The organism is Sphingopyxis sp. 113P3 (assembly GCF_001278035.1).
GTDB lineage: Bacteria > Pseudomonadota > Alphaproteobacteria > Sphingomonadales > Sphingomonadaceae > Sphingopyxis.
On the sequence record NZ_CP009452.1, the window covers coordinates 2445756 to 2461126 of the forward strand.

17 protein-coding genes and 1 tRNA gene are annotated in these 15371 nt (G+C 63.3%); 8 read left to right on the forward strand and 10 right to left on the reverse strand.

Translation table 11 applies throughout. From position 1 onward, the window contains the following. Positions 1-4 precede the first annotated feature (4 nt). Together yghU and LH20_RS11935 are read right to left on the reverse strand one after the other, a co-directional pair. Complete coding sequence (gene yghU, locus LH20_RS11930) at positions 5-886, reverse strand: glutathione-dependent disulfide-bond oxidoreductase (protein WP_053554381.1); 882 nt, start codon at positions 884-886, stop codon at positions 5-7. Between the two features lie 73 nt (positions 887-959). Then, complete coding sequence (locus LH20_RS11935) at positions 960-2156, reverse strand: CaiB/BaiF CoA transferase family protein (protein ID WP_053554382.1); 1197 nt, start codon at positions 2154-2156, stop codon at positions 960-962. A gap of 86 nt (positions 2157-2242) precedes the next feature. Between LH20_RS11935 and LH20_RS11940 the strand changes: the two genes are divergently transcribed. After that, positions 2243-2332 (forward strand) — tRNA-Ser (locus LH20_RS11940). 4 nt (positions 2333-2336) lie between these two features. Here the strand turns inward: LH20_RS11940 and LH20_RS11945 are convergent. Both LH20_RS11945 and LH20_RS11950 read right to left on the reverse strand, forming a co-directional pair. Beyond that, positions 2337-2894 carry a peroxiredoxin gene (locus LH20_RS11945; RefSeq protein WP_053554383.1) on the reverse strand — a complete coding sequence of 186 codons (558 nt, stop codon included), beginning with the start codon at positions 2892-2894 and terminating at the stop codon, positions 2337-2339. Positions 2895-3002: 108 nt separating this feature from the next. Beyond that, positions 3003-3608 carry a Yip1 family protein gene (locus LH20_RS11950; RefSeq protein ID WP_053554384.1) on the reverse strand — a complete coding sequence of 202 codons (606 nt, stop codon included), beginning with the start codon at positions 3606-3608 and terminating at the stop codon, positions 3003-3005. A 186-nt stretch (positions 3609-3794) separates the two neighbouring features. Between LH20_RS11950 and hspQ the strand changes: the two genes are divergently transcribed. Continuing rightward, positions 3795-4181, forward strand: a complete 387-nt coding sequence (gene hspQ / locus LH20_RS11955) for a heat shock protein HspQ (RefSeq protein ID WP_053554385.1) — start codon at positions 3795-3797, stop codon at positions 4179-4181. Between the two features lie 13 nt (positions 4182-4194). On the opposite strand, the gene LH20_RS11960 is transcribed toward hspQ, so the two are convergent. Beyond that, positions 4195-5067 carry an ABC transporter permease gene (locus LH20_RS11960; RefSeq protein WP_053554386.1) on the reverse strand — a complete coding sequence of 291 codons (873 nt, stop codon included), beginning with the start codon at positions 5065-5067 and terminating at the stop codon, positions 4195-4197. Positions 5068-5192: 125 nt separating this feature from the next. On the opposite strand from LH20_RS11960, the gene LH20_RS11965 reads away from it, so the two are divergent. Both LH20_RS11965 and LH20_RS11970 read left to right on the forward strand, forming a co-directional pair. After that, positions 5193-5873, forward strand: coding sequence for a GcrA family cell cycle regulator (locus LH20_RS11965; protein ID WP_053554387.1), 681 nt, complete (start codon positions 5193-5195; stop codon positions 5871-5873). 32 nt (positions 5874-5905) lie between these two features. Then, positions 5906-6274, forward strand: a complete 369-nt coding sequence (locus LH20_RS11970) for a PaaI family thioesterase (RefSeq protein WP_235526962.1) — start codon at positions 5906-5908, stop codon at positions 6272-6274. A gap of 124 nt (positions 6275-6398) precedes the next feature. Here the strand turns inward: LH20_RS11970 and LH20_RS11975 are convergent, their stop codons facing one another. After that, complete coding sequence (locus LH20_RS11975) at positions 6399-7220, reverse strand: outer membrane protein (RefSeq protein ID WP_053554389.1); 822 nt, start codon at positions 7218-7220, stop codon at positions 6399-6401. Positions 7221-7391: 171 nt separating this feature from the next. On the opposite strand from LH20_RS11975, the gene parE reads away from it, so the two are divergent. The 4 genes from parE to LH20_RS11995 are packed head-to-tail and all read left to right on the forward strand — an operon-like array spanning position 7392 to position 11868. Beyond that, the gene (gene parE, locus LH20_RS11980) at positions 7392-9371 is read left to right on the forward strand and encodes a DNA topoisomerase IV subunit B (RefSeq protein WP_053556264.1); all 1980 of its coding nucleotides are present in this window, start codon (positions 7392-7394) and stop codon (positions 9369-9371) included. A gap of 54 nt (positions 9372-9425) precedes the next feature. After that, positions 9426-9977, forward strand: coding sequence for an RNA polymerase sigma factor (locus tag LH20_RS11985; RefSeq protein ID WP_053554390.1), 552 nt, complete (start codon positions 9426-9428; stop codon positions 9975-9977). Then, complete coding sequence (locus tag LH20_RS11990; RefSeq protein WP_053554391.1) at positions 9974-10555, forward strand: hypothetical protein; 582 nt, start codon at positions 9974-9976, stop codon at positions 10553-10555. Before LH20_RS11985 ends, LH20_RS11990 begins: the two co-directional genes overlap by 4 nt. Then, on the forward strand, positions 10555-11868 hold the full coding sequence (locus LH20_RS11995; RefSeq protein ID WP_053554392.1) for a serine hydrolase: 1314 nt from the start codon (positions 10555-10557) through the stop codon (positions 11866-11868). Before LH20_RS11990 ends, LH20_RS11995 begins: the two co-directional genes overlap by 1 nt. A gap of 2 nt (positions 11869-11870) precedes the next feature. Here LH20_RS11995 and LH20_RS12000 read toward each other — a convergent pair whose 3' ends face one another. Genes LH20_RS12000 through leuB form a run of 4 tightly spaced genes read right to left on the reverse strand, consistent with a single transcriptional unit; the run spans position 11871 to position 15349 of the window. Further along, positions 11871-12665 (reverse strand): LysR family transcriptional regulator, encoded by a 795-nt coding sequence (locus LH20_RS12000; protein ID WP_053554393.1) that lies wholly within the window; start codon positions 12663-12665, stop codon positions 11871-11873. Next, positions 12662-13063 (reverse strand): Co2+/Mg2+ efflux protein ApaG, encoded by a 402-nt coding sequence (gene apaG, locus LH20_RS12005; protein ID WP_053554394.1) that lies wholly within the window; start codon positions 13061-13063, stop codon positions 12662-12664. The genes LH20_RS12000 and apaG overlap by 4 nt, the downstream gene beginning before the upstream one ends. 17 nt (positions 13064-13080) lie before the next feature. Then, positions 13081-14289, reverse strand: coding sequence for a trans-sulfuration enzyme family protein (locus LH20_RS12010; RefSeq protein ID WP_053554395.1), 1209 nt, complete (start codon positions 14287-14289; stop codon positions 13081-13083). A gap of 13 nt (positions 14290-14302) precedes the next feature. Then, positions 14303-15349, reverse strand: coding sequence for a 3-isopropylmalate dehydrogenase (gene leuB, locus LH20_RS12015; RefSeq protein ID WP_053554396.1), 1047 nt, complete (start codon positions 15347-15349; stop codon positions 14303-14305). Between the last annotated feature and the right edge of the window lie 22 nt (positions 15350-15371).

The following is a 15371-nucleotide window of genomic DNA, read 5'->3' on the forward strand; positions in this document are numbered from 1 at the left end:
CGGACTATTCCGCGACTTCAGGGGCGATCTTGTCTTGTGTGCGCAGATCAAAATCCGATGCATCGTGGCGCTCGTGGAGCTGGCTGGCAGGGTCGCCAGTCACGCGGTTGACCATTCGTCCGCGCTTCACCGCCGGCCGCGCTGCCACCTGATCGGTCCAGCGCTGGACATTCTTGTAATCCTGCACCTGCAGGAACTCGCCGGCGTCATACACCAGCCCCTTGGCGAGCGCACCGTACCATGGCCACACCGCCATGTCGGCAATGCTGTAGTCGGCTCCGCCCAGATACTCGCTTTCGGCCAGTCGGCGATCGAGAACGTCCATCTGACGCTTCACCTCCATCGCATAGCGGTTGATCGGATACTCCTGCTTCGTCGGCGCATAGGCATAGAAGTGACCAAAGCCGCCGCCGAGGAACGGCGTGCTGCCCATCTGCCACATGAGCCACGACAGGACCTCCGCGCGCTTTGCGGACTCGGTCGGCAGGAACGCGCCGAACTTCTCGGCGAGATAGATGAGGATCGCTCCCGACTCGAATATGCGGATGGGTTCCGGTCCGCTGCGGTCAAGAAGCGCGGGAATCTTGCTGTTCGGATTGACCGCGACGAAGCCGCTCGAAAACTGATCGCCTTCGTTGATATTGATGAGCCAGGCGTCATATTCGGCGCCGCCATGGCCCGCAGCAAGAAGCTCCTCGAGCATCACGGTGACCTTCACACCATTGGGGGTGCCGAGGGAATAGAGCTGGAGGGGATGGTTGCCGACCGGCAGCTCCTTGGCGTGCGTCGGCCCCGCGACCGGACGGTTGATATTGGCGAAGCGTCCGCCGCTTTCCTTGTCCCAGGTCCAGATTTTGGGGGGCACATATTCGCTCTGGTCGTTCATCGCGGCTGCTCCTGCAATTTCATACTGACCGGTATTTAAACACGGGGTGCCGCTTCGTCCACCCACCAGAGTGTCAAATAATCCTTGCCTCACGCAAAGCCGAAATGGTCACAGCATCATATCCGAGTTCGCTCAGGATCGCGTGGCTGTGCGCCCCGAGCTGAGGCGCCGGGGCGGCTGGCGCCTTCGCGCTCGCAGAAAGTTCGATCGGCGCGCGGATGACCGGGGCCGGGGCCGGTGTGCCCGGATAGGAAGTTGGCTCGACGATCTTCATCGCGGCGACCTGCGGGTGCGCGAGCGCGTCGGCGGGCTTGACAACGGGGGCCGCGGGGACGCGCGCCGACGCGAGTTCGGAAATGGCCACCTCGCTCGTTCGCGCCGAGCACCAGTCCTGCATGATCGCGCTCAGCTCCTCGCCGTTGTCACCGCGCAGCATATCGCTCGCAAAGCGCGGATCATCGATGAGCTCTGGCCGACCGACCAGTTCCGCCCAGCGGCGGAAAATCGGCGTGCCAACGATCTGCGTCACGATCCAGCCGTCGCGCGTGCGAAAAAGGTCGGTGGGCCCTGAGCTGTAGGCACGGTTGCCAAGCGGCTGCCGCTCGATGCCGTTCAGCGCGTGATCGATGGTCAGGGCGTTCGTCATGGCGAGCGCGGTTGCGAAGAGCGACCCCGATACGCACTGCCCCTTGCCCGACACGTCTCGCTCGCGCAGGGCCAGCATGATCCCGAAGGCGCAATGGAGCGCCGTGCCGAAATCGACATAATTGACCTGCGCACGAAAGGGCTGATCGGGAGTGCCCGTCAGGTGGACGCTGCCGGACATCGCCTGGCCTACGGCATCGAAGCCGACCCGCTCTGCCAGCGGGCCCTCCCCGCCGAACGCCGAGGCCGTTGCCAGGATGATCCGGGGGTTGATCGCGGACAGGCTCTCATAGTCGAGGCCAAGCTTGAGCAGCGCGTCATGCGGCAGGTTGGCGATGACGACGTCAGCCCTCGCGACCAGTCGCTCGACGATCTCGCGGCCTTCGGGCGTTCCCGGTCTCAGCGTCAAGCAGCGCTTGTTGCGGTTCATCTGCAGGAACATTGCGCCGGATCCGTCGGCGGCTACTGGGACGGTGTAGCGGTCGTCATTGCCGCCGGGCGCCTCGACCCGAATCACGTCGGCGCCATAGTCGGCTAGCAGTGCTGCGCAATAAGGCCCTGCAATATAACGCCCGAAATCGAGCACCTTAAGTCCGGTTAGCGGCACAGCACCCCCCTTGTGCATTGGTGCGCCCGCGAATCAGGCCGCATTTTTGCCAAGAGAGGCTTGCATGATCCGCAGAGCATCGCTAGGGGCGTCTGCCTCAGCGAGGAGAGTTGGCTGAGTGGTCGAAAGCGTCGCACTCGAAATGCGAAGTGCCGGCAACGGTACCGAGGGTTCGAATCCCTCACTCTCCTCCATTTTCTAACCCCGCTTGGCCCTCCACGCCCGCACGGCTGCCATCGTCTTTTCGATGTGCGCGCGCGGATTCTTGTCGCTGTAGCTCATGAGAATCGTGCCGTTCGGCGCGATCACGAACGACGTCCGATCGGAAAGCCTTGTCTTTCCAGGCCCCTCCATCGTTGCGTCAAATTCCGCCGCGATTTTGGCGCCTGGATCCGCGGCCACCGCGAATTTGCTGCGACATTCCGATTTTGAAAATTCGGCGACCCGATCGATATTGCCTGCAGTGACCCCGATCACGCGCGCGCCGAGCTGGTTGAAGCGGCTGTTCGCGTCGGCAAAAAGATGCGCCTCCAGCGTGCAGCCGGGCGTGAAGGCTGCAGGGAAGAAATAGAGGACCACCGGCCCGCTCCGCAGCGTCTGTTTCAGCGAGAGGTCGAAGGACCTCCCGCCCTGCGCCGCGCGCAGCGTAAAGTCGGGAGCTTTCGCCCCCGGCTCAAGCGCCGCGATGCCCGGCGCTGGCCTGCTCGCCATCAACAGCCCCACGCCAAGCGCCAAGGCAAAGTTGCGGCTCTTCATGTCGGCCTCCTATGCAAAGGGGAAGGACCGGCGCGCGAGACCTCCCCACCCCCTTTCTTTGTCGCCAGCCGCTCACATGTTGCAGGCGGACGACGGAATGGTCACCTGTCAGCGAAGGCTCACGCCTCCGGCAAGCGCGGGTCCTTGCGTCATTGCAAGGGCACCGACGATTGCCGCGATGACAAGGTATAGAACAATAGTTACGACCACGACGACCAGCGTGTAGACAATCGCCTTGTCCTCGGGCGCCTTCATCAGGCGAGGCAAGCCAAGATAGAGAAGGTAGAGACTGTAGAGCCCGAGCAATCCCAAGATTGCGAGCGGCGGCACCAGTGCAAAAATCCCGGCAAGCCAGGCCGCGGTAAACGAATAGACCGCAACCTTCAGCGCCTGAATCTGGTTCTTCACGCCGCCGAATGTCGGCGCCAGCCCATCGATCACCAGCGCGACGACATAGACGCCGATTAGCGTCAGCACGTAGGAAAGCAGCGCGCCAACAATGGCGCTGCCGAGCGGGGGATGAACTGTGAGGGTAAGAAAACGGTATCCGAAAACTTGCCCGCCGATCAGCTGCGCGAGCGGACCAATCGCAGCAAGCACAAGGACATAGGGCACATAGAGGGACTGGACGGTCTCCGTCTCTCCTTCGATAGCGGCCCAGGCCTCCTTGGGCTTGAGGATCATGTCTTTTGCCCTTTGCAATATGTCGGTCATGGTGCGTGTCTCCCCTCGTTGCGAAATCGACCCCGCAAAATCTGTCCTCTGCGGGACGTCACACAGCAAGCTAACCCGGAATTGAGCGGGTTTCTATGGTCAAGATCATTATCAAGGCGGCTCAAGGCTGCTCACAGGCGGGCGATAGCGCCTTGAATCGTCCGCGAACCGGCATAGATTGATGGCATGAGAGCAAAGACTTCTTCGGATTTCCAAGGCAAAAGCGATCGCGGCATCGTGATGCCGCTTGTTGAACGCGCCCGCTTTGCGCCGGGCGATATCGTGCGGCACCGCATGTTCGATTTCCGCGGCGTCGTCTTCGACGTCGATCCGGTCTTCTCGAACAGCGAGGAGTGGTATCAGGCCATTCCCGAGGCGATCCGTCCCTCAAAGCAACAGCCTTATTATCATCTGCTCGCGGAAAATGAGGATTCCTCCTACATCGCCTATGTCAGCCAGCAGAATCTCGTTGCGGACTCCGAGCATGGCCCCGTCGACCACCCTCAGATCGAGGCCATGTTCGAGGGACTCGACAAGGGGCGCTATCGCCTCCGCGCCATCCACCGCCACTAGGGCCTGATGCGGATCAGGCCTTCAGCTTCCATCCCGATGCAAGAAGGCGGTAGGTCACGAGGCCAAGTACGATGTTGACTGCCACGAGCGCGAGGAGCGCCGTCAGGACAGGATGGTCGATCGTCGAGTCCACCGTGCCGATGAAGCCGTATCGGAACCCCATGATCGCATAATAAACCGGGTTGGCATGCGCGATACTCTGGAACCAGGGCGCCAGGCGGTCGATCGAATAGAATGTGCCCGAAAGCAGGGCGAGCGGGGTGACAACAAAATTGGTGACCGCGGCGGCATGATCGAATTTCTCGGCCCAGACGGAGGTGATCAGGCCGACGAAGCCGATCATCGCCGCGCCGAGGAGACCGAACGCGATGACCGCCCAGAAATGTTGGGGCGCGACATGAACTCCGGGCCAGGCGAGCATGGCGGCCCAAAGCGCCAGCCCCACGAGGACAGCGCGGCTGATCGCGGCGCCAATGAGCGCGAGCATCAATTCACCGATTCCGAGCGGCGGCATAAGATAGTCGACGATCGTCCCCTGGATCTTGCCGACAAGGAGCGAGAAACTCGCATTGGCAAAGCTATTCTGGAGCATGGCCATCATGATCAGGCCAGGCGCGACGAAATCGGCGAAGGGAACGCCGATGACGGTGCGTCCCGAGCCGCCGAGTGCGACCGTGAAAATGACCAGGAAAAGAAGCGTGGTAACGGCAGGGGCCCAGATTGTTTGGAGCTGGACCTTGAAAAAGCGCCGTACCTCCTTGACATAGAGCGCCTGCATACCGGGCACGTTGAGCGTGCGGATGTGTGGCACCCCCGGCTCGGCAAATGCTCGTGCCGCGGTGGCGGGAGCCGAGTCGGCGCGCGTAATTTGGGGCTGGTCGTTCATGGCGTTCTCGCCTATCGCGTCCCCGACCTTACCGCAAGCTGGGCAGCCGCCGCGCCGATCCATCCGGAACGGCCCGAAAGGATCGCTGCGTCGCCCGCGGCGTGAGACAATGAGGAATGTGAAGCATGTCATGGACTGACCAGCGCATCGAACAGCTGCGCAGCATGTGGGAAAAAGGGCTGACCGCGAGCCAGATTGCCGATGAGCTTGGCGGCGTCAGCCGCAACGCGGTGATCGGCAAGGCGCACCGCCTGGGCCTGAAATCGCGCCCTTCACCCGTGAAGGCGACCGAGAAGGTCGCAAAGCCGGCCAAGGCTCCGGCAGCACCCAAGGCGGCCGCACCGGCGCCGCGTCCCGCTGCTCCTGCTGCGCCGCGCCCCATCGCGCCCCCGCGCGCCGAGCCCAAGCCTGTCCCTGAAGCCGCGCCTGCGGACGCCGGGGTCGATGCACCGCCAGCAAAGCCCGATGCACCGCGCATCGTCTCGATAGGTCCCGGGGGTTTCATCCGCCAGGGCCCCGGCGACCAGCAGGCGCCGATTCCCCCGGCGCCTCCCCGCCGTCTGGTGCCTGCTAAGCCGAGCCCGGAAATCGCTGACAAGACAAGCCTGCTCGACCTCAACGACCGTATCTGCCGCTGGCCGATGGGACATCCCGGTGAGCCCGATTTTCATTTCTGCGGTGAAGCGGTGAACCCCGGCTTTCCCTATTGCGTCGAGCATTGCGGCCGCGCCTATCAGGCGCAGCTGCCGCGCGGCACGCGCCGTCCGCCCCCGCCGCCGCCCTTTGGGGGGCCGCGCGTGCGGTGAGGCCGTTCGGGCAGGATTTCGAATTTGCGCGCATGCTCGGCTTTCAGATGGTCGAGCGCGGCGACGGCCGATGCCGGATGGCGATCGATGTCGAGGCAGCGCGCCATTTCAATCCGCAGGGCGTCGCGCATGGCGGCGTTGCCTATTCGCTCGCCGACACGGCGATGGGCGGCGCGCTCACAAGTGAGCTTGACGACGATCTTTGGTGTGCGACCCTGGAGATCAAGTTCAACTATCATGTCGGGGTTCGCGAGGGCCGGCTGATCTGTGATGCGACCGTGCTCCACAGGGGCAAGCGTATCGCCAATATCGACGCGCGTCTGTTCCAGCATGACCGTCTGGTCGCAAGCGCGAACGGAAATTTCGCCATCTTCTCAGCGCCCCTGGGTACCAAAAGATAGGCATCGCAGCGTCGATGCGAAGCGATGGGAGGACGTGTGCCTGCCATTCAGTCGGCCGCGCCCGCCCAACGGAAAGGGCGCCGGGCCTCAAGGCCCGGCGCCCAATCCTTGAAATTGCTATCGATCAGAAGCGGAAGTTGACCGATGCCCGCACGCTGTGGGTCCGGAAATGCGGATCGCTGCGCTTGATGTCGGTGCCTTCGCCGAACGGATTGGTATCGGGCGCTGTCCCCTGCCCGACCGCGACAGTATAATCGTCGTCCTTGAGATCGGTGTAGAGATATTCAAGTCCGAGCGAGACATTCTTGGTCAGCATTGCTTCCGCACCGCCGCCCGCCGAATAACCCCAGGCGTTCGTCTTGCCGTTGTCGGAAAAGCTGTTCGCGCTGTTGGTCGTGGCAAAGCGATTGTCCATCTTGGCAAAAGCACCGCCGCCGGTGGCATAAAAAAGCACGCCGCCGCCGGGGGTGTAGCCGGCGCGAAGGCGCGCGCCGGCCTGCCAATCGGCCTCGCGGCTGATCGTGTAGCTCGCAGGCGTTGTCGAGAAGCCCGATACGCTATCGCGCGCTTCGCTCCGCCCGCCCTCAAGGACGGCACCGACAACGAAGTTGCCCATGCGCTTGTCGTAGCCAAGGCGCGCCATATATTCGGCGCCATCCTTGTCGCTCGTGCAGTCGCGGTTCGCAGTGCCCGTGGCGCCGCCGCCGCAGAAGCCAGGCGAGAAGGCGTTCGTGCCGCCCGCGGTATTGACGGGATCGCCAAAGGTGCCGTCGAGATCCGTGTCGAACGTCAGTGTTTCATGACCGTCGTTCGGCTGCACAGTGTATCCGCCGACCACGCCGATGTAGGGGCCGTTGAAATCCTCCGCGGTGTCACGATCCTGAGCCATGGCAGGCGCCGCGAGCGAACCCGCGGCCGCGGCGACGAGGAGAGATGTGAATTTCATGTGTTTTCCTCCGATATTTGATGGCCTTGCAGGCTCCCCGGAAACCCGGCCCATTGCGCCGAAGTTCCTCGCCGTGCCGAAAACGGGATGAGCCGTTGTGCCGTAAAAGGGCCGCAAACCGGCTCAAAACCCGCCTTGCCAGCGGCCTTGCCGACCCCCTATAGCCTCGGCATGAGTCACGATTTGTTCGATAGCCCCGCAGCGTCGTCCGACAGCTACAATGCCTCGCAGATCGAGGTGCTGGAGGGGCTGGAGCCCGTCCGTCGCCGCCCGGGGATGTATATTGGCGGTACCGACGAGCGGGCGCTCCATCACCTCGCCGCCGAAGTGATCGACAATAGCATGGACGAGGCTGTCGCCGGCCATGCGAGCCGGATCGAGATCGAACTCGATGTCGGCAATCGCCTCACAGTGGTGGATAACGGGCGCGGCATGCCGGTCGACCCTCACCCCAAATTTCCTGGAAAATCGGCGCTCGAAGTCATCATGACGATGCTCCATTCGGGCGGCAAGTTCGAGGGCAAGGCCTATGCAACCTCGGGCGGGCTTCACGGCGTCGGCGTCAGCGTCGTCAACGCGCTATCGACCGAGACCGAGATTGAGGTGGCGCGCGGCAAGCAGCTTTATCGCCAGCGTTTCTCGCGCGGCATTCCGCTCGGCGCACTCGAGGAGCTCGGCCCGACGCCCAATCGTCGCGGAACGAGCGTGTCCTTTGTACCTGATCCGGAAATCTTCGGCGAGCATGGCCGCTTCAAACCACAACGCCTCTATCGCATGGCCCGGTCGAAGGCCTATCTGTTTGCAGGCGTAGAAATTCGGTGGAAATGCGCACCCGAACTGATCGGCGACGACACGCCCACCGAGGCCGTGTTTCAGTTTCCTGGCGGGCTTGCCGATCATTTGAAGGAACAGATCGGCAGCCGGGAATGTGCGACCGCTGACCCTTTTACGGGGCGGCAGGACTTTCCCGACGGTCAAGGCCGTGCCGAATGGGCCATCGCCTGGCCCTTGTGGTCGGATGGAAGTTACAGCTGGTATTGCAATACGATTCCAACGCCCGCTGGAGGGACGCACGAGGCGGGCCTGCGCGCTGCGCTGACCAAGGGACTGCGTGCATTTGGTGAGCTGGTCGGGCAGAAGAAGGCGGCACAGATCACGGCTGACGATGTCTTCAACGGCGGCGAGATGATGCTGTCGGTCTTCATCCGCGATCCGCAGTTCCAGAGCCAGACAAAGGATCGGCTGTCGAGCCCCGAGGCTGCGCGGTTCACCGAGAACGCCGTTCGTGATCATTTCGACCACTTCCTTTCTGACAATATGGATCGCGGCCGGGCGTTGCTCGGCCTGATCCTCGAACGGATGGAAGAGCGGCTGAAGCGCAAGGCCGAACGGGAAGTGAAACGCAAGACTGCGACCAGCTCGCGCAAGCTTCGCCTTCCCGGCAAGCTCACCGACTGTGCGAACGATGGCCCTGAAGGCACCGAACTGTTTATCGTTGAGGGCGACAGCGCGGGCGGAAGCGCCAAACAGGCCCGCGACCGCAAGACACAGGCGATCCTGCCGATCCGCGGCAAGATATTGAACGTTGCGAGCGCGAGTGCCGATAAGATCCGCGCCAATCAGGAAATCGCCGACCTGGCGCTCGCGCTCGGTTGCGGGATGCGCAAGGATTGTGACCCCGACCGCCTGCGCTACGAGAAGATCGTGATCATGACCGACGCCGATGTCGACGGCGCGCATATCGCAACGCTCTTGATGACCTTCTTCTTTCAGGAGATGCCCGAGATCGTGCGCGAGGGACATGTCTATCTCGCCCAGCCGCCCCTCTATCGGCTGACCGCGGGAGCGGTATCGGCCTATGCGCGCGACGACGAGCATCGCGCCGAGCTGGAAGCCACGCTTTTCAAGGGCAAGAAAGTCGAGGTCGGCCGCTTCAAGGGTCTCGGGGAAATGAACCCCAACCAGCTCAAGGAGACGACCATGGACCCCGCCACGCGCAGCCTGCTGCGCGTGACCTTGCCGCAGGAATATGAGGAGCGGCACCAGGTCAAGGATCTCGTGGACCGGCTGATGGGCAAGCACCCGGAACATCGTTTTCAGTTTATTCAGGCCAATGCGGCGACGCTCGATGAGGCCGCGATCGACGCCTGAGAGAAAATTTCTCGCGCTGCGTCAGAAATTCCTGTCGTCATCGACTAACCGGTCATGGGACATCAAATTCCGGACCATGGCGTGAACGAAGCGGAACAGGATCGGATCTTCGCCGAGGCCATCGCCCGCTTTGACCCCGCCTTATCGCGCATGGCACGCGGTTATGAGGCCGATCCTGACCTTCGGCGTGATCTGGAGCAGGATGTGCAGGTCGCGCTTTGGCAAAGCCTTTCGGGTTTCGACGGCCGCTGCGCGCTGAGCACCTGGGTGTGGCGCGTCGCGCACAATCGGGCAATATCGCATGTGCTGGCATGCCGGCGCCGCAGTGCGCCTGGCTGGTCGAGGCTCGACGCAGCCGAAATTGTCGACGGGGCGCCCACGCCCTTTGAGGCGGCCGAAAGCGAACAGGCGATGGCGCTGATCGTATCGATCATCCAGCAGCTGGACCCGCCCGACCGGCAGATATTGCTGTTATATCTTGAAGCCGTGCCAGGTGCCGAGATTGCCGAGATCACGGGCGTCACCCCCGAGATTGTGACGACAAGGATCCACCGCTTCAAATCGATGCTGACGCGCCGTTTCGCGCGCGAGGGAGAGCCGACATGAACGCGTTCGACGACGAGAGCCTGCGGGCCGAGTGGCAGAGTTGCAGCGGCGAATTCGCGTCTTTGCCGCTGGCCGAGATCAAGCGCCGCGCCGGTCAATTGGGCAAGAGCGTCGCGCGCCGGAACCGCCGGGAATATATGGCGGTTGCGATCGTGACGGCCTTGTTCGGCCTCTATGCTATCGCCCTGCCCGGAGTTTGGCTCAAGACCGGCAGTCTGCTGACGATTGCGGCCGCTCTCTTCGTTGGCCACCAGCTTGCGCGTCGGAGCTCGCGGCCCGATCCTGAGGCCGAAGCTGCCGATATGCGGACCTATTACCGTACTCGCCTCGTCGTCGAGGAGCATATGCTGCGACGGGTCGGGCGCTGGTATCTTGCGCCATTCGTCCCGGGCCTTTCGGTCTTTCTCGCAGGGGTTGCGCGCGAGGCCCATCTTTCCACGCTTCGCTTCGCAGTGCTGGCGGCAGTGCCGGCTGTGATTTTTGTGGGCATCTGGTTGCTCAACCAGCGGGCGGCGGCCAAGCTGCGCACCCAGATCGCGCGGATCGACAGGGTCCTCGCGTCCGAAGGAGATAGCTGATGCCACGCTTGCTGATCATGACGCTTCTCGCCGCTGCGGCGGTGCAGATTCCGAAGGACGCGCGGGCTGAGCCGGCGCCGCAGACCGCGACAGCGACCAAGGCCGCCTTCGATCTGCGCGCAGGCGAACTCGTCGAATTACTGAACGGAAAGGTCGCTTATGCCGATTATTTCGCGCCGCAGTTCCAGCGGGCCGTTTCCGAAAGCCAGTTCCGGAGCATCGCTCATAACCTTCTCGCTCAATATGGCGCGGCGGTCGCGGTGGATGCTGTCGACACCGCCGATGGCCGCACCGGCACGGTCAGGCTGCGCTTTGAAAAGGGGACAGGAACGATTGCGCTCAGCGTGCTTCCCGATGGCGATCGCCGCGTCGACGGCCTTTTTCTTCGGGGTTTCACCGTCGCGAACGACAGTTTTGACAGTGTCGCTGCCGAACTCTCTGCCTTGCCAGGGCGCACGGGTTTCCTCGTCGCCGAAGTGGATGGCACAACGATTCGGCCGATCGCATCGGCGAACGCTGATGCCCGCTTTGCCATCGGTTCGACCTTCAAACTCTATATTCTCGACGAACTCGCATCGCAGGTCCGGGCGGGAAAACGCAAATGGTCGGATGTCGTTCCGCTCGCGCACTTGAGCTTCTCCTCCGCGGCGACGGCGAACTGGCCGAAGGACACGCCAGTGACGCTGCAGACCCTCGCCAACTGGATGGTTTCAGTGAGCGACAACGGGGCCACCGACACGTTGATCCATCTTCTGGGGCGTGGTCCGATCGAGGCGCGGATGCGCGCTACAGGGCATAGCGATCCCTCGCGCAACATTCCTTTGCTGACGACGGTCGAAGCCTTCGCGCTCAAGGGCAATAATTTTGCCGACCTGCGTGAAGAGTTTCTTGGTGGGAGTGACGAGGCGCAGCGCCGGTTGCTCGACACAAACGCGAACCGGCTCGTGCTCGCCAATGTCGATGGCGTCAGCTTCGGCGGCACGCCGCGCTTCATCGAAAGCCTCGAATGGTTCGCGACACCGACCGATCTTGCCAGGGTGCTTGCCGACATCAAGGCGCAGAATTCGCCGGAGGTGATGGCGGCGATGACGATCAACAAAGGCGTCGCGCCCGCTGCCGCGGCAGAATGGGACTATCTCGGCTACAAGGGCGGCTCGGAGCTCGGCGTCTTGTCGATGAGCCTCCTGGGGCAGCGCAAGGCCGACGGTAAATGGTTTGTCGTCACCGCTAGCTGGAACAACCCCGATGCCGATGTGGCAGCGGAGACGCTGAGCGGGATGACGACGCGTCTGCTGGCGCTGGCCGCGAAATAAGCTCAGGCAGAGGTCAGCGCGGCGACGAGCGCCTTGACCTTCGCCTGTCGCCACTGCGGCGTCGGGGCAACCAGCCAATATCCATGCTTGACTGCAAATGGCTCGCGCACGACGCGCACCCGGCCCGCGGCGATATCCGCCTCAGCCAGCATCGCAGGAACATTGGCCTGCCCGAGCCCATTTGCGGCGGCGTCGATCGCCAGCCCGGCATCGCCGAGACGCAGGGCGGGTTCGTCATCCTCAACGGGGCATCCCGGCCATGCAATGCGCGTATTGCTATCGCTGCCGGGACCCGCGACGGTGACCATCAGCGCATCCGCGAGCGCGACGCCTTCATGCTCGCCCGCGCTGTCTGTCCAGAAGATTGCAAGATCAAGATTGGCCTCGGTGAAGTCGATTCCTCCATCCGCCGAGACGAGCGTGAAGCGCACATCGGGCGCCTCCTGGCTGTATCGCGCGAGCCGCGGTGCCAGCCATTTGGCAGTGAGGTCGCGCGGAGCAGCGATCGTCAGCGATTGGGACGACTGTCCCGCCTGCATCGCGCGCACCGATTCCTCGAACTGGAGGAAGCCCTGGCGTAGCGCCTCAAGCCCCGCATTGGCCTCGCCGGTCAGCTCCAGCCCCTTTGGCGTACGGCGGAATAGAACGACGCCGAGCATGTCCTCGAGCGCGCGAATTTGCTGCCCCACCGCGGCGGGGGTGACGGCAAGCTCATCGGCGGCGCGCGTGAAGCTCAGGTGCCGGGCAGCAGCATCGAATACGCGCAGCGCATTGAGAGGGAGATGGGTGCGCTTCATGAGGCGGTCGCCGGCGCAACGAGGGGAAAATGCGGAATGGCAACGAGCATCTGCGATCCGTCGCCTCTCTCCATCATATAGCTTCCGACCATCGATCCTTCAGGAGTCGGCAGCGGGCAGCCCGAGACGTAATCGAAGGCGCCGCCTGGCGCGATCACCGGCTGCTCGCCCACGACGCCCTCGCCTTCCACTTCGCTGATCTTGCCGAGGCCGTCGCTGATTCGCCAGTGGCGGCTGATCAGTTGCACCGCTGTCTCCCCCTGATTTTCAATCCGGACGTGATAGGCCCAGAACCAGCGCCCGAGCGTCGGGTGCGATTGCTCGGGAAGATAGCTGACCGCCACCCGCACCGTGATAGAGCCGGTGGTCGCGGAAAAGGGGAAGAAGGAGTCGATCATCGTCCCCACAAAGTCGCCTATAGCCCGACCTTGGTCAATGCCTGGTCCAGATCTGCAATGACGTCGCGCGGATCTTCAAGACCGATGTTGATACGAAGAAGCCCTTCGCTCACTCCCATATCCAGCCGAACCTCGGGGCTCACGCCGTAGTGCGTTGTCGTCCATGGATGGCAGCAGAGGCTGCGCGCGTCGCCAATATTGTTGCTGATGTCGACGAGCTCGAGGGTGTTGAGGAAGCGCATCGCCTGCGTCGCGCCACCCGGAAGTTCGAAAGCGAAAATCGGTCCGCAGGCCTCCATCTGACGCATCGCGAGATTGTGCTGTGGATGGCTGGCAAGCCCTGGATGAAGGATGCGGGCGACGCGTCCCTCGATCGCCTTTCCGACCGCAAGCGCATTTTCCGACTGCCGCCGCGCCCTGAGGTCGAGCGTTTCGAGGCCCTTCATGACCACCCAGGCATTGAACGGCGACAAATTGGGACCCGTATTGCGCTGGAAAGGAAGCAGCACATCGTTGATGAACGCCTCGGTTCCACACACCGCACCCGCGAGGACGCGCCCCTGCCCCTCCATCAGCTTGGTAGCCGAGTAGGCGACGACGTCGGCGCCGAAGTCGAGCGGGCGCTGAAGAACCGCGGTTGCAAAGGCATTGTCGACGACACTGGTGATCCCGCGCGCGCGAGCCAGGCTGCAGACGTGCGCCATGTCGACGATGTCGAGTGTCGGGTTCGCCGGCGTCTCGAAAAAGAAGACCTTGGTATTTGGGCGGATGGCCTTTTCCCACGCATCATTGTCGCGCCCGTCGACGACGGTCGATTCGATCCCGAAGCGCGGGCAGAGCGTGTCGACGAGCCAGCGGCACGAGCCGAAGGCCGCCTTCGCTGCAACGATGTGATCCCCTGCCGAAAGCTGGCAGAGCAGCGCTGTCGTCATCGCCGCCATGCCGCTTGCCTGGACCCGGCACGCCTCGGCGCCTTCCATCAGCGCGATCCGTTCCTCGAGCATCGCAACGGTCGGGTTCTGCAGGCGGGAGTAGGTCATCCCCTGTTCCTCGCCCGCAAAGCGGGCCGCGACTTCCTCGGCGCTGTCATAGCTATAGCCTGAGGTCAGGAAGAGTGCCTCCGACGTCTCGCCATGCTCGCTGCGCCAGGTTCCGCCGCGCACCGCGCGCGTCGCGGGGTGCCATTTTTGCGTGGTGCTGCGATCGAAACCCGTTTTCTTTTTCATCCTCGCCGTCCGCCTATCCGTTCAGGGCCGCGACGACCGCATCGCCGAGCGCGGTCGTGGTCATGTCACCGCCAAGGTCGGCACCCCGGCATCCCTTTGCCAACACGGCGGCAACGGCAGCCTCGATCCGAGCCGCGCTCGCCTCGTCGCCGCCCGAATGACGAAGCAGCATGGCGAGCGAGAGAATCATCGCCAGCGGGTTGGCAATTCCCTTGCCGGCAATGTCGGGCGCGCTGCCATGAATCGGCTCGTACAGCCCCATCCGGCCCCCGCCAAGCGACGCCGATGCGAGCAGCCCGATCGAGCCGACGCACATCGACGCCTGGTCGGACAGGATGTCGCCGAACAGATTGCCCGTGACGATGACGTCGAATTGCCCCGGATTGCGAACCAGTTGCATCGCGGCATTATCGACATACATGTGGCTGAGCGCGACGTCGGGATAGTCCGCCGCGACCTCGATCACGACATCGCGCCAGAGCTGAGAGGTTTCAAGCACATTCGCCTTGTCGACCGAGCAGAGCCGTTTCTGCCGCCCCTGCGCTGCCTTGAAGGCGACGTGCGCGATGCGCCGTACTTCGCTCTCGCTGTAGGACATCACATCATAGCCCTCGCGATCGCCGCTTGCCGTCGTGCGGGTACCCTTCTCCCCGAAATAGACGTCGCCGTTGAGTTCGCGAACGATCAGGAGGTCGATCGCCGAAGCGACTTCGGGCCGCAGTGCAGAGCTGTGTTCAAGACCCGCGAACAGCTTTGCCGGGCGCAGGTTCGCGAACAGGCCGAGTTCCGCGCGAAGGCCAAGGATTGCCTGCTCGGGACGCAGATGCCTCTCGGCAGCGTCGAAGCGCGGATCACCGACTGCGCCGAACAGAAGGGCATCCGCCGCCTTTGCTTTCGCGAGCGTTTCCGCCGGCAGCGGATGACCCGCCACTTCATAGGCCGCGCCCCCGACGAGCGCGCGATCGAGCGTTACCGGGAGCGCCAGCGCGGCAAGGACCTTCTCGGCCTCCGCCATGATCTCAGGACCAATACCATCACCAGCCAGCAACAGGATTTTCAACGCTTCGCCCTTTCGTGTCTCG

Bases quoted from the DNA above. Each gene is read 5' to 3' on its own strand.
- LH20_RS12010 (WP_053554395.1), bottom strand. From the start codon at position 14,289: ATGAAAAAGAAAACGGGTTTCGATCGCAGCACCACGCAAAAATGGCAC.
- LH20_RS11960 (WP_053554386.1), bottom strand. From the start codon at position 5,067: ATGAACGACCAGCCCCAAATTACGCGCGCCGACTCGGCTCCCGCCACC.
- LH20_RS11975 (WP_053554389.1), bottom strand. From the start codon at position 7,220: ATGAAATTCACATCTCTCCTCGTCGCCGCGGCCGCGGGTTCGCTCGCG.
- apaG (WP_053554394.1), bottom strand. From the start codon at position 13,063: ATGATCGACTCCTTCTTCCCCTTTTCCGCGACCACCGGCTCTATCACG.
- LH20_RS11945 (WP_053554383.1), bottom strand. From the start codon at position 2,894: ATGAAGAGCCGCAACTTTGCCTTGGCGCTTGGCGTGGGGCTGTTGATG.
- LH20_RS11950 (WP_053554384.1), bottom strand. From the start codon at position 3,608: ATGACCGACATATTGCAAAGGGCAAAAGACATGATCCTCAAGCCCAAG.
- parE (WP_053556264.1), top strand. From the start codon at position 7,392: ATGAGTCACGATTTGTTCGATAGCCCCGCAGCGTCGTCCGACAGCTAC.
- LH20_RS11970 (WP_235526962.1), top strand. From the start codon at position 5,906: ATGCTCGGCTTTCAGATGGTCGAGCGCGGCGACGGCCGATGCCGGATG.
- LH20_RS11990 (WP_053554391.1), top strand. From the start codon at position 9,974: ATGAACGCGTTCGACGACGAGAGCCTGCGGGCCGAGTGGCAGAGTTGC.
- LH20_RS11995 (WP_053554392.1), top strand. From the start codon at position 10,555: ATGCCACGCTTGCTGATCATGACGCTTCTCGCCGCTGCGGCGGTGCAG.
- LH20_RS11965 (WP_053554387.1), top strand. From the start codon at position 5,193: ATGTCATGGACTGACCAGCGCATCGAACAGCTGCGCAGCATGTGGGAA.
- LH20_RS11985 (WP_053554390.1), top strand. From the start codon at position 9,426: ATGGGACATCAAATTCCGGACCATGGCGTGAACGAAGCGGAACAGGAT.
- hspQ (WP_053554385.1), top strand. From the start codon at position 3,795: ATGAGAGCAAAGACTTCTTCGGATTTCCAAGGCAAAAGCGATCGCGGC.
- LH20_RS11935 (WP_053554382.1), bottom strand. From the start codon at position 2,156: ATGCACAAGGGGGGTGCTGTGCCGCTAACCGGACTTAAGGTGCTCGAT.
- yghU (WP_053554381.1), bottom strand. From the start codon at position 886: ATGAACGACCAGAGCGAATATGTGCCCCCCAAAATCTGGACCTGGGAC.
- LH20_RS12000 (WP_053554393.1), bottom strand. From the start codon at position 12,665: ATGAAGCGCACCCATCTCCCTCTCAATGCGCTGCGCGTATTCGATGCT.